The organism is Filimonas zeae (genome assembly GCF_014641615.1).
Taxonomy (GTDB): Bacteria; Bacteroidota; Bacteroidia; order Chitinophagales; family Chitinophagaceae; genus Filimonas; species Filimonas zeae.
Window position 1 is genome coordinate 23,474 of sequence record NZ_BMIB01000002.1, and the last position, 24,749, is coordinate 48,222.

The following is a 24,749-nucleotide window of genomic DNA, read 5'->3' on the forward strand; positions in this document are numbered from 1 at the left end:
GGGGTGTACAGGAAAAAAAATTTAAAACCCTGCCATAGCCAGCCATAACAGGCCCACCAGTATTACATCCATCCCACGGTTCAGGTAATCTCTCAAAAAGGTAAGCGCTTCAGAAATATGCTCTTTTACGGTGTTTTTACTCAGGCCCAGGCGGCTGGCAATTTCATCATAGGTAAGGTTTTCCTGCCGGCTCAACATAAACACCTCTTTGCGGCGGGCAGGCAGCAGCTCAATGCCACGGCGAATGCTGTTCATCAGTTCTTTAAACTCCACGGCCGAGGCAGGATCGGTAAGCAGGCTGTGCAGGCGGTCTTCCGGCGGTTCTTCCGTGGCCATAACACGCTCTTTTACCACGGTGAGTATTTTGTTGCGGGTACTTACATATAAATAACCGGGAAAGTTATCCATACCCGGCAGCTTTTCGCGGTTACGCCAGATGGCCATAAATATATCCTGCGAAACTTCTTCGGCCCGGTGTACATCTTTCAGGTATACAAGTAGTTGCGCGTATACCACCGGGGCATAATGATCCACCACCTCTGAAAATGCCTGCTCATTTCCACCGGCTACCCTTCTCAACAGTTCCTCTTCATTATATAATTGCGTCCGTTCCAATAAGGTACTTGCTCCTCACGTTGTAAACTTACGGCAAAATAGCCCTATCTGCCGCAAAGCAAAATATCTGTCGGTTAACCGGGCATCATTACGGGCAACTACCCTGACAGGCGTGATGAAGCCGGCGCCTTGCGTGCCAGGCAGACTACCTGCGCTTTTTGCGTATTTTCACTGCCTATGGTACCGCAACTGAGAGAACATATTGAAAGAATAGTGCCGCTGACCGATGATGAGTTTGTATTTATAAGCAGCTGTTTTACCAGTGCCCGCTACCGCAAGCACGATTTTTTGTTCCGTGAAGGGGAAAAAGTAGCCCATTGCTATTTTGTGGTTAGCGGCCTGCTGAAGCTGGTGTATACCGATGACAATGGCATGGAACATATTGTTGCCTTTGCCATGGAAGACTGGTGGGAAAGTGATTTTCAGGCCTTTTTTACACAGGTAAGGGCTACCATGTCGCTGCAATGTATGGAGGATACAGAGGTGCTGTGTATTACACTGGCAGACTATCAGCACATGTGTGCAGGACTGGCTAAAATGGAGCACTTTCTGCTGATGAAAGCCAATGCAGGCAATATTGCGGCGCAGCAACGTATTTTATCATTCCTGACTTCCAGTGCCAAACAACGCTACGAGCAACTGCTAAAGCGCTACCCCACCCTACTACAGCGGGTACCCAAAACACACCTGGCTTCTTACCTGGGTGTATCGCGCGAAACATTGAGCAGGCTGTACCGCGGCAACTGATTTTTTATGCTACTACGGAAACATTTTAGCAGCTGCAACTATTAATCAAAACGTTTGTTCGGTGATATATGATCAACACCGTAAATAAAAAGCGCCTGTTACTGATTGATGATGACAGAGACGCCCGCACGTTTGTAATGCTGGCTTTGTGCAAAAACGCAGTAAACTGCGAATGTGTGCAGGCCGGCAATGTTACAGAAGCCATGAAGCTGTTTCCCAAAACAGCACCAGACCTTATATTCCTTGATTATCAGATGCCAGGACTGAACGGGCTGGATTTTTTAACCAGCTTAAGAAAGCAATATCCTGAAAGCACCGTACCTATTGTTTTTTATTCTGCCGTATTAACAACCTATATTAAGCAGGCCGCACTTAGCCTGGGTGTGCAGGCCATTATACGCCCGGGGGCGGTAGCCACTATTGCCAGGTTGATTAAAGAATACTTTGGTTAACGAAATGATTTTTATAAACATGTTAACGGACATGGCTGAAAAAATCTATGAAAAAAGAAAACATTAAGCTTACCGACATTAAACGTATACTGATAGGTGATGCACCGTTTGAATTTTTAATAGAGGTGTTACTGCGTACCTGTATTATGTATGTTTTATTGCTGGTAGTAGTAAAAGCGCTGGGCAAACGCATGTCTGGCCAGCTTACCATTACCGAACTGGCGGTAATGATATTAATGGGCGCCATTGTTTCTGCCCCTATGGAACTGCCTGAACGCGGCGTTATACAGGGGCTGGTAATACTGGTTATTCTATTGCTGTTACACCAGGGGCTAACCTGGATGGAGGTAAAGTATAAAAAAGTGGAAATGGCCACCCAGGGGGTGATTAAGATACTGATTAAGGATGGCGTTATACAAATGAACGCGCTTAACAAGGTACGCATAAGCAAAGATCAGCTGTTTGCCATGCTGCGTAATAAAAACATTCATCAGCTGGGGCAGGTAAAACGTGTGTATCTGGAAACCTGCGGCAAATTTACCATTTATAAAAATGAGCAACCGGTACCTGGTCTTTCTGCCTTTCCACCCGAAGAAGACCACGAGGCATTGCTAAATAAGCAAACAGATTGTAACAGCTGTACTACCTGCGGCAATACTGTAAGCACTGCCGACCACGCAGGCCCCTGCCCGCTTTGTGGAAGCAGTTACTGGGAAACAGCAGCATTATAAACTTACGGATATGAAAGCGTATGAAATTCATCTGGCAGACTTACAACGTATTTTGTTTGGGCAGGTACCGGCCATCTTTTATGTGGAGGTAGCACTTCGCATATTGTTTATATATGCGCTGGTAGTGTTTAGCATGCGCCGGATGGGCAAACGCATCTCCTCCAACCTCAGCCGTAACGAAATGGCTGCCACTATAGCACTGGCTGCTGCGGTGGGTATACCGGTGCATACACCGGAACGCGGGCTGCTGCCGGCAGTAATTGTTGCCGGTATAGTTATTATAGGGCAGAACTATATTGCCCGCCGGTCTACCCAAAGCAACCGGTTTGAATACAGGGTACTGGGCCATATTTCCACACTGGTAAAAGACGGGGAACTGATACTGGAAGAAATGGTACGCAGCCGCCTTTCGCAAGACCGTATTTTTTCTGAAATACGCGCAGAAAGCCTTACACACCTGGGCCAGGTAAAGCGGCTGTATTTTGAAGCCAATGGTACCTTTAGCCTTGTACAGGAAGAAAACCCCGTACCAGGCCTTAGCGTGGTGCCGGAAGCAGATGCAGAACTACGGGCGCAACAGAAAAAAGAGATACATAAACACGTTTGCACCACCTGCGGCAAAGAGAAAGGTTATCTACCCTTGTGCGAAAACTGTAAAAGTAAAACGTTTACAACGGCTGTAACGTAACGGGCTAATTCCATATACGCTTCAGCTCCTGCACTATATCATCGCGGAAAGGCCCGGCTTTTTCAACAGCCTGCTTTATTTGTTCGTGACTTAAGCGCGGAAACTGGCTGTGCAGAAATTCAACCTCGTTAGCATCGTTGGCATCAACCCGTATACGGTCTTGCAAGCCCCGGTTTTCTTTGTTATCAGACATAACTTTTCATTTAAAGGCGGAACAAAGATATTTCAGTTAAAACCGCAAAAAAATCATGCCCCGGCGAGACATTGCCAAAAGGCAGCCTGCTGTAAGTAATCTAAGCCGGTAATAGTAAGCCAGGTGTTCATGGGTACAGCTTGTTCATTTTGTTCAGACTGCTATTCGTAGCAATAATAAACAGATATTTGCCTGTGTCAGACATTTAACCAGAAACTTCAGCAGAACCGGTAGCCTAAGCTGCCGGTTCGTTTTTTATCTTCTCCTTCCATTCTTCCGGGCTTACGTACTTCCATACGCACTATCTGTTGCAACATAATAACTTAAAGCAATAACAAACAGTTGTGCGCCATTACCATCTTTTTAACACTTCTGCGTTGGCAATCATATTTTGTAGCGTGCTAAACACATCATTATCAGCACCTTAACTATCCTGAAACTGCCTTTAAGAATGATAAAAACCACAAAAAGATGGTTTGTACACGCCTGAATGCCTTTCTACATTTGTACTGTCAAAAGCAATAACACGCTACAGACACACAAACAAGAACAGTAAAACTAAAAGATATGAAATTGAATTATCGTTCCGCAGCCATTGCCTTTTTAGTAGCCATAGCTTCAGTAGTATTTGCAGGCAAAGCCAATGCAGCAGAAGTAAAAGATAACGCTGCTGTACTGGAAAAGCAGGTAAGCGTAAAATATGAAGGCAATGCAGAAAACAGCGTTGTATTTCGTGTAGCATTTGAAAACCCTACAGCACAGAAGTTTACCCTGATTATTAAAAACGATGCGGGTGATGTATTATACACCGGTCAGTTTAATGATGCCAACTTCAGCAAAGCTGTTCACCTTCTGAAAGAAGCGTCTGAAATGAATCCTGTATTCGTTATCCGCTCTGGCAACCAGAAAGTAGAGCAGGCTTTTAAGGTAAGCGTTAACGCCAACCTGGAAAGCGAAGTGGTAGTTAGCAAGCAATAGTTTATAGTGCTTTTTTCATAAGATAAGTTGTTTTTTTAAAGAGGAAGCTGCCCCGTGTTGTTACATGGGGCAGCTTTTTTTATAGTTACTTCTGTACCTGCGTAGTGCCGGGTGCTACCTTTAATATTACACTGCGGTTTTCCAGCACATGTACGTCTGGTAAGGCCAGTAAGGTATCTGCCCCGTTAAATGCCGGTGTGCTATTGTGTTGAAAATATACCGGAGCGCCTTTTTGCAGCGGCAATATTTTTACTGTCAGTTCCCTGTTTTGTATATCCTCTGCAAAACGCTTCAACCCCAACTCAAAAGGTTTGCCGTTGTAAAAGTTATCGGTAAGCAGGGTATTACCAGCATATACCCTGGCCACATCGCCCATGTAAGGTAATTGCAGGTATACATCCCGGTTTTTATCCATGTTTCGTGGCAGGGTTATTTTCCATACTGCTGCATGGTCAAAGTCTTTGTCAGATGGCGCTTCCGCCACCTTCATTACTCCGTTTTTTATAGTGCGCAAAGGCCCTGCACCTGCCACGCGGGTTAAGCTGACTTTTACAGGGGTAAGCGCCGGCAGCGGTATAGTAAACTGTGTAAAAATACCGCTGTGTTTACCGGCCAGTACCTTTGCCCCATATTGTAGTGCAGGCGCAGGAAACAACGATACCGGCAAGGTATTACCAGTACCAGTAAGCTCCAGTTCATTACCGTTACAGGTAACACCTGCGGGCGACAACAGGATATATTCTTTACCCGCAAGATTACCCTTCCACAGGGCAAGGGATGTTGGCTCATCCAGCAATACGATATCTACATATACCCCATCGGCTCCGCGCAGGCGTATAGCAGTGCGCGTACCGGAAGGCGTATTTGAAAAGCGCACCCCGCCAGGCTGGTTTTTAACAGCCGCCTGCGGATACTCCACCTTTGTTACTGAATCAAATGCAAAATCGGCCGGCAGGCCACTGGTTGCTGCAAAAAAATACGTGAGCGTATCGCCCTGTTTCAGCTTGGCTATCGGCTGGGCCGTGGCATACTTTAAGGTTATAGCGCCCAGCTTCAGGTTAAAGGGCATAAAAAAGCTGCTGTTGGCAGGTATGGTTACCGGCTTTTCCGGAAAGCGCACCTCCTCTCCCGGCAGCTGTATATGAAACTGTATATTCTCTTTGGCGGGGCTGTTTTGCAGGCGCTGGTAGTTGTTTACAAACACGTAACCGCTGTTGCCATTGCTGCGTACACTCCACCGCAGGCTGGCGCTGTCTCTGGCATTGGTAACACTATCCGGAAAATACGGGTGCATCAGCGCCAGATCGCCGCCAAAATCCTGCAGAAACAGGTGCATGCGGCGCAGCAGGTGGTATTGCGGGTGTATTTGCCCAAACTCGCCCAGCGGTGCCTGAAAATCGTAGCTTTTAACAGGCAGCTCGTTATGGTTGGTCATGGGCGAAGCCTGGGTTTCCTGCAGGGTGGTATGCTGTCCCTGCGGGTTGGTACCGCCATGATACATGTAATAGCCGGGCATATTACTGCCAGAGCCCACTTTTACCAGCGCCATGGCATAAATATCCATGGGGTTTATCTGAATACGCCTGTGGTAAGAAGGCATCATACCCCCACCCAGTTCGCAGGTAAAATACGGGTAAGCAAAATCTTCGGGATTGTCTTTATCAGATTGTTTGGGCAGCTGCTCCGTGGCAATTACCGTAGAGTTGCGAAAAGAGCGGAACAGATATACTTTAGAATAATCGCCCGGCATTTCAGCAAGGCTTCTATCCCAGAACCCATCCGGGTAATCGCCATACAAAGGCACAATTTCGCCAAAGGTGGCTGGTGAGGTAAGTGCCGGCCATCCGGTGCGGGTATACAAAGGTGTATTAAACCCTATTGTACGGGCCATGTTTTTCAGCGTCATCAAATGCTCCCATTTGCCGCGGTATTCATTCTCCAGCTGTATGCCTATTACCGGGCCACCATCGCCCCACATCATACCACGGGCCTGCTGAAAAATCTGCTGCCACCAGGGGTGTACTTTATCCAGGTAGGCTGCATTATCATTCCTTAGTTTAATACCGCTGGTAGCCAGCCATTCGGGTATGCCGCCGTTACGCACCTCGCCATGGCACCAGGGGCCAATACGCAGCACCAGGGGCAGGTTTACCTTTTTACAGGTTTCTATAAACTTACGCAGGTTGCGCTGGCCGCTCCAGTTGTATTGCTTTTCGGTTTCTTCGTGATGAATCCAGAACACGTAGGTAGACACGATGGTTACCCCACCCGCCTTCATTTTCAGCAGCTCCTTCTCCCACTCCTTCTCTGGTACGCGGCTAAAATGCAGCTCCCCCATTACAGGCAATACCGGCCTGCCGTTTAATAACATGCTTTGCGTATTAAACGTAAGCGTTTCGCCATGCGGGTTGGCAGCTGTACCCATTTGAAAGGCAGGTACCGTGGCTGGCAATGCACGTGGGGTAATAGTTACATGCTGACCGGATAAAGGCTGTTGGGCATATACTGCCAGGGCAAGGCAACAAAAAGAAGCCAGGCTGAAAACCTGTTTTTTCATGAAAATACTGCGGGCGGGTTTATGGTGCAATCGCCACCCCGCAAATGTAAGGGCTGTTGCCCCATGCACTGTACTGAACAGTCCTGAGCAGAAAGTAAGCCCTTAGGTATAGATATACTTCAGGGCCATTACTCTATGAAAGAAAGGATCCGGGGTTCTATCTGGCGGCCAATTTCCTGCGCCTCTTCGGAGGCCTGCGAAGGACCTGTAACAAACGACCATTGAAAGTCGCAGTCACTACTAAACTCAAACGTCATTTTTTTGCTGCTGCCATTGGGGTATTGCAACCGGAACAGCAGGCAATCTTCCGTTTCCACATCAATCGGCTTATCCTTATAAGAAATACTAAACTTCACACGCATCAGTTTTATACGCCACGCTATTTGTAATCGGCAATGGCAATCAGTTTGTTTACATCGTTCACCAGAATGGTACTGCCTTTGGTGCTGATAATACCTTCCCGCTTAAACTCTGCCAGTATACGCACTACATTTTCCCGGGCGGTACCTACCAGGTTAGATAAATCTTCCCGCGAAAGCCGTATGGCCACTACCATACCCGGCTCAAAACGGTCTTTATACTTTTCGCGCATTACTATCAGCTGCAACGCCAGGCGTTCGCGTACAGATTTATGGGTAAACAGCGACAGGCTATTGGCCAGCACCGCAAACTCGTGCGCCAGTGTTTTCAGCAAACGCTGGCTCAGCGCCGGCGACTGCTGAATGGCGCGTAGAAAGTCATCCGCCGGAATAAAAGACAGCATACACTCCTCCAGCGCAGCAGCAGAATCCGGATGGCGGCCCTGCGATAGTAAGGCATGGTAACCGATCAGTTCGCCCTTATTGGCCACATAAATAATCTGCTCGCGCCGGTTATCATCTATCTTAAACTTCTTTATTTTCCCCTTCTGTATGTAAAAAATGCCCGAAGGAAAAGTACCCTCGCGAAACACGGTATCTCCTTTTCTGTACACCTGATCCTGCCTGTTGGCCAGTAGCAGATCGCGCTCAGCCGCATCTAACCCCGCGAGAATGGACTCCGTTTGAAAATCCCACTTGGCAATCGGGAAAAGACCTTGTATACTCATACGCTGATATTATAAAATTAAACAACCCTGGTGAGGATAAAACTGATAAAAATCACTTTTAAAAGAGAAGTATGTCACGCCGCACACACCCGCCCCTTTCTACCTTTGAGCTACCAATTAATACCTGACTATGTTTTGCAAAACTACTTCTACCACAGACAATGCAGCAAAATGGTTTCAATCAGACTTCCGGTTTCATCAGCTTTACCCGGCTGATATGCGCCGTCTGGCCTCGCAGCACTGGACGCCGTTGCAGGTGGTAAAGCAGGCAACAGATTACCTGGCAGACAGAGCAGGGGTGCGTATACTGGACATTGGCAGCGGTATAGGCAAGTTTTGCCTCAGCGGTGCATGGTTGCAACCCGGGGCAACTTTTTACGGCGTGGAGCAAAGAGACAATCTGATAGGCTATGCACAGGCGGCACAACACGCACTGGGGTTACAGAATGTTCATTTTTACCATGGCAACTTTACCCAGCTAAACCTGAGCGACTACCACCATTTTTATTGCTTTAACCCCTTTTATGAAAACCTGAAGAACACCGATAAAATTGATGATACCATTGCTTTTTCAGCAGAGCTATACCACTACTACAACCGTTTTTTGCACCGCCAGCTGGAGTATATGCCCGTAGGTACCCGCGTAGTTACTTTTCATAGCCTGGGCAATGAAATACCTGCCTCTTATCAGCTGGCAGATGTATGGATGGATGATATGCTGAAGTTTTGGATGAAGTATAAATAAGTTTATTATGCTATAACGAACAGTTGTATGCAGTTATATTCTTTTTAACATTTTTCCGTTGGCAATCATATAAAAAACACACCACAAACAACACATTTACAAACATTTACACCTACCCCTACTACGGTTACCTATAATAAAAACAATAAAAAGATGGTTTGTACAGGGCTTTACACCGTTCTACATTTGTATTGTCAAAAGCAACAACAGCAACACACAATACAAGAACAGTTAAACAAAAATATATGAAAACCAATTATCGTTTCGCCATCGCCCTTTTTGTAACACTTGTAACGGCAGCATTTACCAGCAAAGCCAACACTATAGCAGAAAACAAAGACAATGCTGCTGTACTGGAAAAACAGGTTAGCGTACAATACGAAGGTAATGCAGCAAACAGCGTGGTATTTCGTGTAGCATTTGAAAACCCTACCGCACAGAAGTTTACCCTGATTATTAAAAACGACGCAGGTGATGTGTTATACAATGGTCAGTTTAACGATGCGCATTTTAACAAAGCCATTCACCTGCTGAAAGAAAATTCTGAAATGAACCCTGTATTCGTTATCCGTTCAGGCAATCAGAAAGTAGAGCAGGCTTTTAAAGTAAACGTAAATACAGATACGGAAGAAGAAGTGGTAGTTACCAAACAATAGTTAGCAGGCATTTTTGATAAGTTAAGTTGTTTATTAAAGTGGAAGTTGCCCCGTGTGTTACATGGGGCAACTTTTTTTTATGCCTGTTGCTGTGCGGCAACATCTTTTACGTGATGCTGTTGTACCGCCAGGCAACAGGTAAAGGTGGCGCCTTTGCCAGGCTCGCTGGTGGCTTCCATATAACCGCCGTGTGCTTCTGCAATTTTGCGGCTTACTGTTAAGCCAATGCCACTGCCAGGGTATTGGCGGCGGCCATGCAACCGCTCAAACATAACAAAAGCCTTATCGGCCTCACTTTCCGGAAAGCCAATGCCATTATCCTGAAAACGCAGATGTACAAAATGCTCATGCTGCACTGCGCTGATGTTTACTTCGGGAATATTGTCCTGAGGCTGAAACTTAAGGGCATTATCTATCAGGTTTATAAATAAGTATTCCAGCATAATACTGTTACCGGTAATTACGGGCAGCGTATCTGCCTTAATACGGGCGTGCTTTTGCTGTATTTTATCCTGTAGTTGTGCAAGCGCGTTTTCCAGCACCTGATTCAGGTTTACCCTGGTAAATTCAAAACTGAGGCGACTGGCTTTTGCCAGGGCAATAATATCGTCCAGCAAAAAGTTAATACCACTTATGGAAGATTGCATACGGCGCAGGGCTGCCTTACTGGCATCTGACAACAAAGGCCCATCGGTACGCATAATAGTTTCCAGCGAGGTGTATATTTTACGTATAGGCTCCTTTAACTCTGCACCGGTAATACCTGCAAAGGTTGCCAGTTCGTTATTGGCCTTTTCCAGCTGCCGGTACTGATGGGTAAGTCTGGTGTTCAGCTGTTGCAATTGCTGCTCTGCCTTTATGCGGTGCTCTACATTGTGCATTATGTTCATTACTCCCTGTATATGCCCATCTTTATCTTTCAGCGGAATAAAATTGTTTTCGTAATAATGCCGGTTAAAAGCACCTTCCCGGGCCTCTACCATACTGGTGCACCCCTGCATGGCTGCACGTATAGCCCCGGTAAGTTCCGCATCCAGCATTATTTCAGGAAAAACATCCTGTAACCGCTTATTCAGCAATGCCTCTTTTTTTAATCCGGTAAAGTTTTCAGAAGCGGTGTTCCAGGCAATAATGCGCCATTGGTTATCAATAGCAATAATTCTGTCGGTACAGCAATCACTCAGCAGTTCTGTAAGTGCATCCGGTGGTATAGTGTGTTTTTTCATGTCTAAGTAAAAAGAACAATACTGCCGGGCAATAGTTCGCCGGGTGGCAATTTTTCAAAAAAGCGCAGAGAGGCTATCCATTTTTGAACGCTGATTATTAATTTTGCGGTACGGTGCCGCAAGGCACTGCCCTACATACTTTCTCTTTTATAATCCTGTACATCTATTGTTATTGTTGCTTCCGGCACCTGCCAGCAGCTATACGTATGTATGTACAATCCATAACCCCACACCTATTTTGCTGTAAAACAAACACATGAGCAAACTGATTTTACTCATTGACGATGACGTTGATGAATTTCATATTTTTTCTATGGCGGTAGCTATGATAGAAGGCGACTACCAGCCTGTCTACGCCGCCAACGTACAGCAGGCTATGCAGCTGATTGCAGAAAAAGTACCGGCCTGCATTTTTGTAGATGCCAATATGCCCAGGCAGGATGGCTTAAGCTGCGTTGCGCATATAAGAAAACTGGCGCACCTGGACCAGGTGCCGGTAATTGTGTACTCCACACGGGCCGATGAATATTTATGTAAACTGGCTATAGCAGCCGGAGCCAATGACTGCGTTAGAAAGCAGGATACCTTGCAACGGATATCAGACAGCCTGCGGCAGATATTACAACGTGTTTAAATACCGGCAGGCAGTATTACATAAAATGTAGCCCCCTCTTCTTCCGTACCCGATGCCCATATGGCGCCGCCATGGCGCTCGGCAATTTTTTTACACAGCGAAAGGCCAAGGCCCGAGCCTTCATACTTGTCTTTGGAATGGAGCCGCAGAAAGGCTTCGAATATTTTAGCCTTTTCGCTATCGCGGAAGCCGATACCATTGTCCTTCACCACAATTTTTACATACTGCCGGCTGGGCGGTAAATGATACTCCTTTAATTCGTGGGGCGTTATGGCAGCCTCTGTAAGGGTTATAACCGGCGGCACACCGGCGCGCGAAAACTTGAGCGCATTGCTTATTAAATTGTAAAACAACTGAAACACCAGCACAGAAGAGCCTGTTACAGCAGAAAGCGGATGACAAATAATCTGTGCCTGTTTTTCGGTAATAGATATTTCCAGATCGCTTATGATGCCCTGTATGGCTTCATTTACATTTACCCGCTCCTCTTCCTGTTCTGCGGCACTGATAGTGGAATACAACAGCACCCCGGTTATCATGGAATACATACGGTTGGCAGCACTTTCTATTTTAGATACATACCCCAACAGTTTTTCGGGCGATAAGGAAGGCAGTTCTTCTTTAACGCGGTTACCAAAAATGAGAATTTTACGTACCGGTTCTTTCAGATCGTGCGAGGCAACGTGCGCAAACTGTTGCAGATCCTGGTTACTCCGCTGTAACTCGCGGGTACGCCCCGCCACCTGTAGTTCCAGCGAATCTGCCAGTACCCGGAAGCGGTTTTCACTTTCTTTCAATGCCGCTTCGGCCTTGCGCCTGTCGGTAATATCTTCCACTACCACCGAAACAGATTCCACTTCTCCGGCTTCGTTCATAATGGGGTACCAGCTTTCGTTCCATATATGGGTTACACCAGGGTCGGCCATAGTTTCTCCCACCAGTTCCACATTCAGCAATGCCTGGCGTGTTTCCACCACCTTGCGTACCAGCGTCTCTGCCTGGTCTGCATGGTCGGGCAAAACCTCCCGGAAGGTGCGGTTTACATGCGCACTTACCGGCAACCCGTTCATAACGGCCAGGCGCTCGTTTACACGCAGGTAGCAGCTGTCTTTACTTATCAGCGCCAGCCCTATAGGCGCGTTCCTGTATATATTTTCCAGCTCGTAAAACTGCTGGCGGTATTTTTCTTCGCTTTCTGCCACACGCTGTTCAATGTTACGCTGTTCTGTAACATCGGTAAGCACCCCTACCCATTCCAATACCTGCCCGGCATCATCCAGCAGCGGAATAGCGCGTACCGCATAAATGCCCCAGGTACCGTTTTTTCTTTTAACCCGGTACTCTGTTGTGTACAGGGTTTTGGTTTGTACGGCGTGCTTCCACACGGCCATGCTCCGCTCCACATCATCCGCATGCAGGGCTTTCGTCCATCCATCGCCGGAATACTCTTCCTGGGTTTGACCGGTAAGATCCATCCAGCCGGGTTGCACACCCACCATCTGGCCCTGTGCATTGTTCGTCCATATAATACCCTGCACGGCATTTACCGCAGCTTCAAACCGCTGCTCACTTTTACGCCTGGCCTGCTCAGCCTCTTTCCAGGAAGTCACATTCTGCATACTACCCAGCATACGTACGGGCCTGCCCTGCGAATCGTGTTGTATAAAACCCCGGTCGTATACGGTTAAATAAGTGCCGTTGCTGGCGCGGAAACGGTATTCGCCCGCCCATGCGGTGGCCCCGCCGTCTATAGCTTTGTGAATACTTTCTACTACCTGCTGCTGATCGTCGGGATGAATATGCGCTTTCCACCAGGTGCCGGTAAGTTCTACCTCATCGCCAGTATAATGGAACATGGCATAGAAAGCGTTATTCCACACCACCCCGTTAGTGGTAAGATCCCAATCCCATATGGCATCCTGGGTAGCTTTATTAATCAGTTCAAATCTTTCATTGGCCAATACCTGTTCGTGAATATCAATTACGGTACCAACATAGCCGTCAAATTCACCGCTGCCATTCAGCCTCGGCTCCCCGCTGCCCAGCACCCAACGGTATTCACCATTTTTTTGCCGCAGCCGGAATACCATTTTAAAAGGAATACGCTGAAGATTGGCCGCTATAAAATGATTGGCCGCCATATGCCGGTCATCGGCATGTACCGCGTCGGCCCAGCCATTACCGCGCGCTGCGGCTGCGGTTTGCCCGGTAGTGGTGTACCAGCGCTCGTTCAGGTACACACAGCTACCCTGTTTATTACTCATCCAGATAACTGTGGGTACCGCATCGGCAATGCCTCTGAAATACAGATCGTTTGTATCGGCCTTGTACAGGTTATCCGGCTCCACTATCATTTTCTCATGCCCTGTTGGGGTAAATTCCATTGCTCAACTATAAATAGTTAGAAAACAGGGAAATCTACACATTTTCGCGCAAATACGGGCTATTTTGCCCGCATTTGCGTTTAAAATAAGGCAAGATTAATAAAGCGCTACCGTATTGTTAAGTACCACGCGGGTAGCAGCATGTATGGCACCGGTTTGGGGTTGTTGCAGCCAGCCAATTACTTCCCACTCCTGTGCATTAAACGCAGCAGGCACCGGCACTTCCACCGTACCCTGATTGTTACGGGCTATTTTAAAATCGTAAAACTGCTGTACTATCTGTGCATGCTTTAGCGTACGGCCCCCGTTCTCTCCCCGTTTTACCTGGCTTATGGCTTGCTTTTGTACCACTGCCACCAGTAAGCGATCTGCCCCGGCATTACCGGTAACGGCATAGTTAACATGCATCAGCTGCCCCTGCTGCCGGCCCTGAAGGGTTACCGCAAGGCCGCTGGTTTGGTTCAAAGCTTCATGTATGGCCTGTTTTACTGCTACAGCATCTGAACCTATACATTCCGTTTGTCCGTTAATAACCAGTTGCGGGGTATAAACCTGTGCATTTAAATAGCTGCTGTACTGGTACTGACGCTCAGAATTGCGGCGGCTGCTAAAGATATCTTTCCAGCCCAGCCGATCCCAGTAATCTACATGATAGGCCAGATAGTATACCGGCTTATCGCCCGCCGCCTCCTGTACATGGGCCAGCAAAGCATCGGCAGCCGGGCAGCTGGAACAACCTTCGGAAGTAAACAGCTCCAGCACCGCAATACCATTGCCGGCAACCACTTCAGGTTGTTTGGGAGAAGCGCAGGATTTGTTAACGAAGGAAACGGTGATGAGCACCAGTGCAGCAAGGGCAACGAAGGTGATTATTGTTTTTGGTTTCATATACTTTTGATTTTGTAATTCAAAAGTAGCAGCACCGGAGGCGGGGTTCAGGTGCAAACCCCTTTAGTAAGACAGATATGTACCTGAACCCGGCATTGCACCGCGTGAACGGCAAAGGCTGTTAGCGGTTTTCCATCCAGGAAAGAAAGCTGTGCGATTTTTCTTTATTAATCAGCAGTGTATCCGGCGTTTCTACCACCAGCTTTACATGCAGCTTGCGCATAAAATGATGTTCTACCTCACTTATGGCCGCAAAGTTTACCAGGTACTGCCGGTTAACGCGGAAGAACTGCGAGGCTGATACCGCCGCAGCAATCTGATCCAGCGACTGCGTTACGGTAAAAGTTTGTTTATCGAACGTAAGAATACACGTAGCATCGAACCGGATAAAAAAACAGGCAATGTTTTCCACTGCCACAGTGGTGTACTTCTGGTTTTTAAAAACCAGAAAACTGCTTTTGGTGGCGGGTGGCGATAGCTTGTTCAGCAAATCGCTGAGATCGGGCATTACTTTTTGCTGAAAAAAATTACGCAGCTCGTGCACCTTGCGGAACGCTTCGCGGATATCTTCTTTAGAAAATGGTTTTAATATATAATCTACCCCATTGCGCTTAAAAGCTTCCAGCGAATACTCATCGTAAGCCGTGCAGAACACTACGGGGCAGGTAATTTTAACCTGTTTGAATATTTCAAAACACAGCCCATCTGCCAGCTGAATATCCATAAACACCAGATCGGGCTGCGGGCCTTCCTGCAATACTTTTACCGAGGCTTCAATGCTCTGGTACTGCCCGGCAATACGCGCATCCGGCTGTAGTTCTGTTATAATCTGTATCAGCGATTTTGCTGTTTTCAATTCGTCTTCAATGATGATGATATTCATAAATAAGAGGTAGTTTGATTTGAAAAACACTGCCGGTATTGAGTATTTCAATATGCTGATCCATCAGGTGGTTGTAGCGCAGTTCAATATTCTTCAACCCCACGCCCAGCGAGCTGTTGTTGCCACTTTTTAGTTGCAGGCGGTTTTCCAGTATAATATGGCCATCAGCCTCGTATAAACGGATAGGCAACGGCTTATCCAGCGATACCACATTGTGTTTTAAACAGTTTTCAACCAGCAGTTGCAGTGTAAACGGAGGTATCAGTGTATTCAGCGTTGGCGGTGTTAGCTCGTTGGTAAACGTAAACCCGCCATCAAACCGGGCTTTCTGCAAAAACAGGTAGGCGTGCAGTATCTCCATTTCTTCATGCGCATGAATCAGATCCAGCTTGCGGCTTTCCAGTGTAAAACGGTAGAAGTTAGAAAGTTTGAGAATAAAATCTACCGCATCAGGATCGCCGCTTTCTACCATTGCCTTTAATGTATTGAGGCTGTTAAACAGAAAATGCGGGTTTACCTGTTGTTTCAGCAATTCGTACTGCGCGCCCAGGTTATCGTTTTTAATACGCTCCAGCTCCATACTCACCTGCTGGTTTTCGTAATTGCGCTGTAGCAGGTGCAAAAACATATAAAACACCAGGTTAATGAGTATGCCCCTTACCTCCACCATCAGCATTACGGGGCCAAAATGAATGTGCGATAGTATCAGCTGCTGTATCCACGCCAGGGCCAGCATTACCACCAAACCAAACACCAGACTACTTACCAGCCTTTTGTACGATATGCCGTGTTGCTGTTTAATACGGCTGTTGCGCCGCAGCATGTAAATATTAAAATACCACATCAGCAATGCAAACGTGGCCGTAAGCCCTGCATTAACCGCCGCTTCCGGCGCGCGGAACTGCCGCTCGGCAATATGTGGCACAGAAGAAAGCAGCCCCAGAAAAAGAGAGCTGCCCCATATTATGGCCGGAGATATTTTAAATTCAGTTTGTTTCATTACTCAGCAGTATTAGCAGATGGCAAAGGTATACTTCCCGGAAACACCGAAGGGGTATGTGATAAGATATAAGCCATGCGCTTTTGCGCACTGATAACTGCACCCGTACTATCTGCCGGTGGCTGGCCCTGTTGCAGCTGATAGGTAAGTTTTGCCGGCTGTTGCGGCATAGCTACGTTGCGCACCGTTTCCACACTCAGCAAAGCCCCGTTCAGGTAGCTGCCATACCAGTATTTATTATCGTGCTGCTTATGTACTACCAGTGTAAACACACCACCCGGCAAATGCGTGATGTACCCATTCAGCGCCGTTTGCCGGGCCGCTTCATTACCATAGAGTACAGACATGGTACGGGCTTTTCTGTTGGCAAAAGAGGTAATTACCCGCAGGCCCCGGGCATTGTACATTTCCCGGGTATCTTCTTTATCGGGTGCAGCCTGTTTGCAGGCAACAGCACCGCTTAGCAGCACCACCAATAAAAGTATATAGTTTCTCATATTATTTCAGTTCGCGGTTGGGTAAAGGAATATTAAACACATAACCATTTTCTTCTGCAGCCTTGTGGCAGTTGTGACAGCTGATAGCAAAGGCGGCTGTTTTTCCGTAGGGCTTCAATTCTGTACCATTGAATTTGGCATACCCCCAGCCGTTGGTTTCCGGAAAACGTTTGTCATCTTTTGTCATAATCTGCACATTGGCAAAAGAGCCGGGTATAATATCTCCATTGCCTTCTTCCACTATATTCCATACCGCCTTTACAATGGTGCTGCCCTCCGGAAAAGGATTTATTTTATTGGCGCGGATGGCTTTTACAGCCGTTTCGTTACCATACACCACGCGTATGCTGCGGTTATTATCAAACCGGTTGGTGGTGCTGATCACCTGCCAGTTCTGAAAATCAGCAAAGAACGGCACACCGTTGGCGGCCACTATTTTACCGGCAACCGGTGTTGCATGGCTGCGGTATTGATTCAGTTCCTTAGCTGCCTGTTGTATAATGGTGGTATCGTGCAACGTAGCAGGACTTATATCCTGCGCGTATTTTTTCAGAATCGCAATATCCTGCTCAGTCAGCCGTGCTTCGGGGTGCAGAGCGGTGTAGGTAGGCAGCGGCATTTTACCGTTCAATACCATATTCACCATTTCCCACATTTTGCCCTGCTGATCGGCCAGGGAAAGGGTATCCCAGGTGGAGAAATTGAAACGCGAGCGGGCGGTGTTTACATCTTTGGCTACCAGCAGGGACGCCGGTGCCATTTTATCCAGCCAGTTCAGCCGGGTTTCGTTGGAATGGCAATCGTAACAAGCCCGCCGCAGCACCGCTGTTACTTCCGGTGGCGCCTGCATCGGATGCGTAACAGGGGGATTGCGTACGGGCTGTAAAAGCTGTATCAGCAGTGAGGATGCCAGCAACAGCACTACCAGTGCTGCAGCAAACACCCATCTTTTTTTGCGGAGTATATTCACTTTCATCCTACTTGATTTACGGCAAATTAACATCCATTACCGCTGCCTGCGGGGTGGGTTCCTTTACCTGTACAATACTATGCGTGAACCGGACAAACCATATCCCCAACCAGACACTGCCTCCGCCAAAAACAACTGCTTTTTACAGGTGCATACCCCCATCCATGATAAATTCCGACCCCGTAACAAAGGCAGATGCCTCGCCGGAGAGGTGCGCCACCATCTTTGCCACATCCTGCGCACGCCCCATAGTAGCCAGCGGCACATTGCTTACAATCCACTGTTTCAGTTCTTTCAGCTTCTCATCTCCCAGCCCCATTTTGTTCAAAATTTCAGTTTCTGTGGGGCCGGGGCTTACGGCATTCACGCGTATTTTGCGGGGCGCCAGTTCTGCCGCCGCTATTTTCATGATCTTATTCAGTGCCGCTTTGCTGGTGGAATACACCGCTGAGTTAGCCTTATTCATGGTAGCGGTATTAGACGAGAGAAATACTACAGAACTGCCTTCTGACAGCAGCGGCACAAACCGGCTGAGCGTAAAAAAAGCCCCTTTGGTATTAATGTTCATTACATGATCATACTCCGCTTCCGTTACAGTTTCAATAGCTGCCCCACCCAGTACACCGGCATTGATAAACAGAATATCAACCCGGCCATACTGCTGTTTTACAGCAGCTGCCAGCGCTTCAATATCTGCCACCTTACCCTGATCGGCTACCAGGCTGGTAACGCCCAGCGCTGCCGCAGCTGCCTCCAGCGCCTCTTTACGCCTGCCGGTAATAATTACTTCCGCGCCCTGTGCCTTTAATTCTTTGGCAGTGGCATATCCAATACCGCTGTTACCACCGGTAACCACAGCTACTTTTCCTTTCAGTTGTTCCATGTTATTTCAATTTGTACAGCAAAGCTATCCGCACATTGGTATAACTTTGTAACCAGTATAACGCTGTATATCAAAAATGAAGGAGAAGCAACGTCAGAAACTGGTAAAAGAAGTACTGGGCAGCCCGCGTAACCAGGCAGAAGAAGTACGCGCATTACAGGATACCATTTATGTTACCGGTGGTAAATGGAAACTGCCCATTATTAACGCCATTTGCAACGGCAACCACCGCTTCCGCGAAATTGAACGCGCCCTACCCGGCATTACCACCCGTATGCTGGCCAGAGAACTGAAAGAGATGGAAGCCAACCAGCTGATAAAACGCACCGTAAACCCCAATAGCCCGCAACAGGTGGAGTACACAGCTACGGACTACTGCCGCTCGTTCGGGGATATTATACTGGAAATGATTAAATGGGGCAAGGAGCACAGGGAGCGGATTGTGCGAAGCTGAGTTTTTTGTAAAACAGTACGTTAAACAACCGCACATTTACCTCTGCCCTGCAATCTTTTACACGGAAAAACGTTGTATCTTTTGGAAAGCCAATAGCTGACTAAGGATGTATTCCGGCAGGTATTGGTAGTTGTTTACTAACAAAACCCACAATGACAGAAAACATCGCAACGCTGATCCGCTCCCGTTTAGAATCCTCCCGTAAAGAACTGCTTGACCTTGGCTTGCGTAACCCCTTGCTGAACTACAAAACCTCAAAAACAAAAGGGCTGCAGATAGTACAGGAAAAATCTCCGGCGATATTTGATATACTGGTAAAACAGGGCAAAAGCATGACTTTTACAGCCAGGCCCGGTAAAGCGGAAACGGATGCATTACCTGAACTTCCGGAATTAACCGCAGAAGAATTGCTGGAAGCCCAATACGATACCAAACTGCAGACGAATGAACCAGAGAGTAAGCTGCAGGCGAAATTGTTAAACACCTACTATTTTGCCAGAACCAGCATTGAAGAACAGGGTATAAACATTTTATACCTGGCCCTGGGCATGCTTAACTGGTATGAAGAAGATAACGCAGAAACCGTACGGAAAGCGCCCCTGGTACTGATACCGGTTTCGCTGGACCGGTCTACCGCGCAGGAACGTTTTAAGTTGCGCTATACTGCCAATGAAATTGGAGCCAACCTGTCGTTACAGGCTAAAATGCTGGCAGACTTTAATATAACCATTCCGGATATTCCGGAACCGGAGGACTTTAACATCACCACTTACTTTGAAGAGATAGCCAGTCACCTCACACGCAAGCCTGCATGGACTATTGATGCTGATGATATACAGCTGGGCTTTTTCTCGTTTGGTAAGTTTATGCTGTATCACGATCTTGATACGGAAAGATGGCCTGCCGATACACAACCGCATGAACATGCTTTAATACAATCGCTTTTTTATGATGGGTTTAAAGATGCACCGCCCACTGCCACGGAAGATGATAACCTGGATGAGGAAACTGAAGCTGATGCACTATTTCATGTAGTAGATTCAGACAGTTCGCAAACCCTGGCCATGCTTGCCGTAAACGAAGGCAGGAATATGGTTATTCAGGGCCCGCCAGGTACCGGTAAATCGCAAACCATTACCAACATTATAGCCAATGCATTGGGCAATGGAAAAAAGGTATTGTTTGTTGCGGAAAAAATGGCGGCACTGGATGTAGTAAAACGCCGGCTGGATAGCATTCAGCTGGGCGAAGCCTGCCTGGAACTGCACAGCCATAAAGCCAATAAAAAAAGTTTACACGAAGAACTGAAGCGCACGCTGGATCAGGGCCGCCCTGTTGTAACCCAGCTGGAAAAAGAAGTATCGCTGCTATCCGGTTACCGCAACGAGCTGAACAGCTACTGCAAAGCTGCCAATAACACCATAGCCCGCAGCGGACTTTCGCCCCATAAAATAATGGGCTACCTGTTGCAGATAAACCAGCAACTGGCAGGCTTTACCTTACCAGCTATTACTATACCCGATATAGCAACCTGGGATGCTGATACCATGCACCGGGCAACCGCTGCAGCCAACCGTATTCAGGCAAAACTGAAAGATACCGGTACACCTGCCCGGCTATTGTTCTGGGGCTCTTCCCTGCGGGTATTACACCCACACGAGGAAACGCAGTTTCAGGCAACCTTTCAACAAGCCACCCAACTTACCCAGGCACTGCAACAGGAGGCAAGGTTACTGGCGGAACATCTGGGCCTACCTGTACCAGCTTGCAGCGGCGATGTAACGCCCCTGCTGACTATTGCCCAACTGGTTTTAAAATGCCCGGATGTACAAGGCGTAAATGTTAGCAGCGCGGGCTGGCTGCAGCAAGCTGCAGGCATAGAAGAAATACTTAATAACGGGCATACGCTTGCTGACATACGCAAAACGTATAAAGACCTGCTACACCCGGAAGCATGGCAACTGCCCGTATTAGAGATACGGAACAACCTTATTACGCACGGCCATAAATGGTATAAATTTCTTATTGGCAGTTATAAGCAATCTGTTAAACAGCTGGCCATTGTATCTAAAACCGTACTGCCCAAAGATGTGGCCGGCAAACTGCAGTATGCCGATGCCATATTACAGGCCCGCCGGGCAGAAGACGTTTTAAAAGAAGCAGATGCCCTGGCAGCTTCTTTGTTTGGTACACAATGGCAGCAAACAAAATCTGACTGGGTGGCACTTGCCGCCATCAGCAGTTACCTGAAAGAAGTACACACGCAGATAGCAAACGGCAATTGCCCCCACGCCATACTTCAATACTTAGCAGTAAAAAAAGACAATACAGAACTGGCTGGCTTAACGGCTGAAACCACCCGCCTGCATCAGCAACAGCGCGAGGCCACCAGAGCCGTTATTCAACAATTGGGTTTTAAAGAAAGTAAGCAGGCAGGCAACAACACATTCCTTTCTGCGCCATTTGAAGCGCAAACGAAAGCCATACTTGAGTGGGCAGCGCGCTTAAAAGAAATACATCATATTACCGGCTGGAATAACCTGGCAGATGCGGTAACCAACGAAGGTTTTGGTACGCTTATACAGGCATGTACCCATTGGGATGGCGCGAAAGATTACCTGCTGGTAGCTGTACAAAAAACATGGTATGAATACCTGATACAGCAAATTTTTACTACCAGCGATGCACTACGGAGGTTTGAGCGGGCCACACATGAAGAAGTGATAGAAAAGTTCCAGCAGCTGGATCAGTTACACCTGAGTTATAACCGTGCGCGGGTTAACCTGAAACACTGGCAAGGCATTCCCAGAGGTGAAGCCGGTGGCCAGATGAACACCCTGAAAACGGAGTTTAATAAACGTATACGGCATATGCCCATACGCAGGCTGATGCAGGAAGCAGGCATGGCCATACAGGCTATTAAACCGGTGTTTATGATGAGCCCTATGTCTATTGCCAACTTTCTTACACCCGGTGTGCTGGAGTTTGATCTGGTAATTTTTGATGAAGCCAGTCAGGTGCGCCCCGTGGAAGCCCTTGGCGCTGTTATGCGCGGCAAACAGCTGGTTGTAGTGGGCGACTCACGCCAGCTGCCACCCAGCAGTTTTTTTGAAACCATGAATACCGATGTGGAAGACGAAGAAAACATCACTTCCGATGTACAGAGTATTCTGGGTATGTGCGATGGACAAGGTGCGCAGCAACGCATGCTGCGCTGGCATTACCGAAGCAGACACGAATCGCTCATCAGCCTTTCTAACCATGCGTTTTACGAAAACAAACTGGTAATCTTCCCCAGCCCCGGCTCTAAAAGCAGAATGGGCCTGGTATTTCATTACTTACCCGAAACGATATACGACAGGGGTAAAACAAGAACCAACGCACTGGAGGCTGAAAAAGTAGCTGCTGCGGTTATACACCATGCACTGCACCACCCCGGCCAGTCGTTAGGGGTGGTGGCTTTCAGCACCTCACAACGGCAGGCAATAGATCAGGCGCTGGAACTGAAAAGAAGAAAACATCCGGAAACAGAAGCCTTCTTTAAAAGTCATAGTCACGAGCCCTTCTTTATAAAAAACCTGGAGAACGTGCAGGGCGATGAAAGGGATGTAATTTTTATAAGTATCGGCTACGGCAAAACAGAAGAGGGTAAAGTACAGATGAATTTTGGCCCTTTAAACAACGACGGCGGCGAAAGGCGTTTGAATGTATTAATTACCCGCGCCAAGCTACGCTGCGAGGTATTCACCAACATTACGGCAGAAGACATTACAAGTGAAAAGCCCGGCATCAACGCCCTCAAAAGCTTTTTATACTTTGCGCAGCACGGAAAATTAGCCATTGCAGATAAACAGCAAACGGCCAGCGAAACACCTTTTGAAAACATGGTGGCGCTGGAACTGGAAAAGCGCGGCTTTATAGTAAGACGTAAAGTAGGCACCACCGGTTTTTACCTGGACCTGGCCATAGTTGACCCCGAACACCCCGGCCGTTATTTGTTAGGCATTCAGTGTGATGGCGAAACGTATGCAACCGCACAATCTGCCCGCGACCGCGACCGACTGCGGCATCAGGTACTGGAAACCATAGGATGGCGCACTTACCAGCTATGGAGCACCGAATGGTACCGCAATCAGGAGCGGGAACTGAACCGCCTGCTGGCCGCCATTGACAACGCTAAAAATGAGGGTTGGCTGGATGACGATACACAACAGGAATTACCACAGGAAACCGATACGTTGATACGCGAAGACATGGCAGCGGAAACCTTACTGCTGCCCCCTTATCAAACAGCCGTGCTATCGGCTGAAATAGGCAATCAGGAATTACACCTCCACCCCATTGGGAAACTTTCTGACTGGCTGGAAGAGATTGTAAAAATTGAAAGCCCGGTACATTTTGACGAAGCTGCCCGCAGATTAATTACCGCCGCAGGCGTTGCCAAAGTGGGCGGCCGCATCAGAGAATCGCTGCAGCAGGCCATTCAGCATGCCGCTCAAAACGGCAGAATCAGAATAAAAGAAGCCTTTCTGTGGCATCATCATATGGTTACACCTGTATTAAGAGAGCGCAGCGCCCTGCCTTCCGCCTCTAAAAAAATACAATACATAGCCCCGGAAGAAATAGCCCTTGCTATTAAAATGGTAGTAGACAACTCCATTGCCATTACCCCGGACGACACCATACCTTTGGTTGCCAAAATGCTGGGCTTTTTCAGAACCACGGAGGAAATGCGGAAAGAGATACTGAAGGCTGTTGAATTCAGTATTTTGAATGGGATTGTAAAGCAGGATGGAGAGTTGTTGCAGGTGGTATAAACCATATATTGATTATGTACCTAAACGCCTGGTTGCTACAGCTGCATATACCTGCGAAGTAATCAGGCTTGCATAAGCGCCTGCTGCATGTACCGGTAGTATATCAGCGCATCAAATTATGCCGCCAGCACAAGCCGGAGAAAGAATATGGTGCCAGTTTGCACCACAGTTATACGCTGCTACTCCACCAGCACACCACCGAGCTTACCCGGCGTATGCTGGTGGAACAATCTGACATCAATAAATACCACAGGTATATACCTGAGCTGCACCAGCACGTGCCGCGCCACCAGCAGTATACGCTGGCGGCGCAACCTGGTATGCATGGGCCCGCTATTGATATGCTGACGGCCACATTGATATGCCGGGCGTGCGCTGTCATTTTATACCTGCCACACATGCCTGCTTTTTAACATATTCAGCATGCAAAAGTGCCGCATGCGGGTGCCTTCCAACCCCGATTTCACCAATAGATTAGCCCGGCACACCAACGAATTGCACAGGTACACCAAATTCTGCCACCAGCATATCAATGGCGCGCTCAGGTACACCGCGGAGGTTGCCCTGCATATCAACGGCGGGCACCAGCACACCAGTTTTTTGCTCCGGAACATGATTAAAACAAAAAAGTGCCCCCGGTAATGAGGGCACTTTATACTATTCT

24 protein-coding genes are annotated in these 24,749 nt (G+C 47.7%); 11 read left to right on the forward strand and 13 right to left on the reverse strand.

Features of this window, described 5'->3' with window-relative positions:
• Positions 1-21: 21 nt before the first annotated feature.
• Entirely contained in the window at positions 22-615 is a 594-nt protein-coding gene (locus IEY13_RS06910) for an RNA polymerase sigma factor (protein ID WP_188951260.1), read from the reverse strand.
• A 177-nt stretch (positions 616-792) separates the two neighbouring features.
• Between IEY13_RS06910 and IEY13_RS06915 the strand changes: the two genes are divergently transcribed.
• The 4 genes from IEY13_RS06915 to IEY13_RS06930 all read left to right on the forward strand — a co-directional run bounded on the left by IEY13_RS06915 (position 793) and on the right by IEY13_RS06930 (position 3,233).
• Complete coding sequence (locus IEY13_RS06915) at positions 793-1,362, forward strand: Crp/Fnr family transcriptional regulator (protein ID WP_188951261.1); 570 nt, start codon at positions 793-795, stop codon at positions 1,360-1,362.
• A 68-nt stretch (positions 1,363-1,430) separates the two neighbouring features.
• Positions 1,431-1,814, forward strand: coding sequence for a response regulator (locus tag IEY13_RS06920; protein WP_188951262.1), 384 nt, complete (start codon positions 1,431-1,433; stop codon positions 1,812-1,814).
• 47 nt (positions 1,815-1,861) lie between these two features.
• The gene (locus tag IEY13_RS06925) at positions 1,862-2,545 is read left to right on the forward strand and encodes a YetF domain-containing protein (RefSeq protein ID WP_188951263.1); all 684 of its coding nucleotides are present in this window, start codon (positions 1,862-1,864) and stop codon (positions 2,543-2,545) included.
• 10 nt (positions 2,546-2,555) lie between these two features.
• Complete coding sequence (locus IEY13_RS06930) at positions 2,556-3,233, forward strand: DUF421 domain-containing protein (RefSeq protein ID WP_188951264.1); 678 nt, start codon at positions 2,556-2,558, stop codon at positions 3,231-3,233.
• Between the two features lie 4 nt (positions 3,234-3,237).
• On the opposite strand, the gene IEY13_RS06935 is transcribed toward IEY13_RS06930, so the two are convergent.
• The gene (locus tag IEY13_RS06935; RefSeq protein WP_188951265.1) at positions 3,238-3,426 is read right to left on the reverse strand and encodes a DUF3606 domain-containing protein; all 189 of its coding nucleotides are present in this window, start codon (positions 3,424-3,426) and stop codon (positions 3,238-3,240) included.
• A gap of 567 nt (positions 3,427-3,993) precedes the next feature.
• On the opposite strand from IEY13_RS06935, the gene IEY13_RS06940 reads away from it, so the two are divergent.
• Positions 3,994-4,404, forward strand: a complete 411-nt coding sequence (locus IEY13_RS06940) for a hypothetical protein (protein WP_188951266.1) — start codon at positions 3,994-3,996, stop codon at positions 4,402-4,404.
• Between the two features lie 85 nt (positions 4,405-4,489).
• Here IEY13_RS06940 and IEY13_RS06945 read toward each other — a convergent pair whose 3' ends face one another.
• The 3 genes from IEY13_RS06945 to IEY13_RS06955 all read right to left on the reverse strand — a co-directional run bounded on the left by IEY13_RS06945 (position 4,490) and on the right by IEY13_RS06955 (position 8,048).
• The gene (locus IEY13_RS06945; protein ID WP_188951267.1) at positions 4,490-6,961 is read right to left on the reverse strand and encodes a beta-galactosidase; all 2,472 of its coding nucleotides are present in this window, start codon (positions 6,959-6,961) and stop codon (positions 4,490-4,492) included.
• 128 nt (positions 6,962-7,089) lie between these two features.
• The gene (locus IEY13_RS06950; RefSeq protein WP_188951268.1) at positions 7,090-7,317 is read right to left on the reverse strand and encodes a hypothetical protein; all 228 of its coding nucleotides are present in this window, start codon (positions 7,315-7,317) and stop codon (positions 7,090-7,092) included.
• Between the two features lie 23 nt (positions 7,318-7,340).
• The gene (locus tag IEY13_RS06955; RefSeq protein WP_188951269.1) at positions 7,341-8,048 is read right to left on the reverse strand and encodes a Crp/Fnr family transcriptional regulator; all 708 of its coding nucleotides are present in this window, start codon (positions 8,046-8,048) and stop codon (positions 7,341-7,343) included.
• Between the two features lie 130 nt (positions 8,049-8,178).
• Here IEY13_RS06955 and IEY13_RS06960 point away from each other — a divergent pair, with 130 nt between their 5' ends.
• Together IEY13_RS06960 and IEY13_RS06965 are read left to right on the forward strand one after the other, a co-directional pair.
• Complete coding sequence (locus IEY13_RS06960; RefSeq protein ID WP_188951270.1) at positions 8,179-8,793, forward strand: class I SAM-dependent methyltransferase; 615 nt, start codon at positions 8,179-8,181, stop codon at positions 8,791-8,793.
• Positions 8,794-9,038: 245 nt separating this feature from the next.
• A complete protein-coding gene (locus IEY13_RS06965; protein ID WP_188951271.1) occupies positions 9,039-9,449 on the forward strand; it encodes a hypothetical protein in 411 nt (136 codons plus the stop codon).
• Between the two features lie 77 nt (positions 9,450-9,526).
• Here IEY13_RS06965 and IEY13_RS06970 read toward each other — a convergent pair whose 3' ends face one another.
• Positions 9,527-10,675, reverse strand: a complete 1,149-nt coding sequence (locus IEY13_RS06970; RefSeq protein WP_188951272.1) for a sensor histidine kinase — start codon at positions 10,673-10,675, stop codon at positions 9,527-9,529.
• Between the two features lie 256 nt (positions 10,676-10,931).
• Here IEY13_RS06970 and IEY13_RS06975 point away from each other — a divergent pair, with 256 nt between their 5' ends.
• Positions 10,932-11,309 carry a response regulator gene (locus IEY13_RS06975; RefSeq protein WP_188951273.1) on the forward strand — a complete coding sequence of 126 codons (378 nt, stop codon included), beginning with the start codon at positions 10,932-10,934 and terminating at the stop codon, positions 11,307-11,309.
• Here the strand turns inward: IEY13_RS06975 and IEY13_RS06980 are convergent.
• The 7 genes from IEY13_RS06980 to IEY13_RS07010 form a co-directional block, all read right to left on the reverse strand.
• Positions 11,306-13,693: a PAS domain-containing protein gene (locus IEY13_RS06980; protein WP_188951274.1), complete on the reverse strand. Its 2,388-nt coding sequence runs from the start codon at positions 13,691-13,693 to the stop codon at positions 11,306-11,308. The two genes, IEY13_RS06975 and IEY13_RS06980, sit on opposite strands and share 4 nt — an antisense overlap.
• A gap of 96 nt (positions 13,694-13,789) precedes the next feature.
• Positions 13,790-14,581 (reverse strand): DUF1223 domain-containing protein, encoded by a 792-nt coding sequence (locus tag IEY13_RS06985; protein WP_188951275.1) that lies wholly within the window; start codon positions 14,579-14,581, stop codon positions 13,790-13,792.
• Positions 14,582-14,702: 121 nt separating this feature from the next.
• A complete protein-coding gene (locus IEY13_RS06990; RefSeq protein WP_188951276.1) occupies positions 14,703-15,464 on the reverse strand; it encodes a LytR/AlgR family response regulator transcription factor in 762 nt (253 codons plus the stop codon).
• Entirely contained in the window at positions 15,445-16,464 is a 1,020-nt protein-coding gene (locus IEY13_RS06995; protein ID WP_188951277.1) for a sensor histidine kinase, read from the reverse strand. Before IEY13_RS06995 ends, IEY13_RS06990 begins: the two co-directional genes overlap by 20 nt.
• A complete protein-coding gene (locus IEY13_RS07000) occupies positions 16,464-16,961 on the reverse strand; it encodes a hypothetical protein (protein ID WP_188951278.1) in 498 nt (165 codons plus the stop codon). Before IEY13_RS07000 ends, IEY13_RS06995 begins: the two co-directional genes overlap by 1 nt.
• 1 nt (position 16,962) lies before the next feature.
• Entirely contained in the window at positions 16,963-17,937 is a 975-nt protein-coding gene (locus tag IEY13_RS07005) for a heme-binding domain-containing protein (RefSeq protein ID WP_188951279.1), read from the reverse strand.
• A 136-nt stretch (positions 17,938-18,073) separates the two neighbouring features.
• Positions 18,074-18,814 (reverse strand): SDR family oxidoreductase, encoded by a 741-nt coding sequence (locus tag IEY13_RS07010; RefSeq protein ID WP_188951280.1) that lies wholly within the window; start codon positions 18,812-18,814, stop codon positions 18,074-18,076.
• Between the two features lie 76 nt (positions 18,815-18,890).
• Here IEY13_RS07010 and IEY13_RS07015 point away from each other — a divergent pair, with 76 nt between their 5' ends.
• The 3 genes from IEY13_RS07015 to IEY13_RS07025 all read left to right on the forward strand — a co-directional run bounded on the left by IEY13_RS07015 (position 18,891) and on the right by IEY13_RS07025 (position 24,498).
• Positions 18,891-19,268: a winged helix-turn-helix transcriptional regulator gene (locus tag IEY13_RS07015; protein ID WP_188951281.1), complete on the forward strand. Its 378-nt coding sequence runs from the start codon at positions 18,891-18,893 to the stop codon at positions 19,266-19,268.
• Positions 19,269-19,420: 152 nt separating this feature from the next.
• Complete coding sequence (proA, locus tag IEY13_RS07020) at positions 19,421-24,085, forward strand: anti-phage protein ProA (protein WP_188951282.1); 4,665 nt, start codon at positions 19,421-19,423, stop codon at positions 24,083-24,085.
• Between the two features lie 68 nt (positions 24,086-24,153).
• Positions 24,154-24,498 (forward strand): hypothetical protein, encoded by a 345-nt coding sequence (locus tag IEY13_RS07025; RefSeq protein ID WP_188951283.1) that lies wholly within the window; start codon positions 24,154-24,156, stop codon positions 24,496-24,498.
• Positions 24,499-24,749 lie beyond the last annotated feature (251 nt).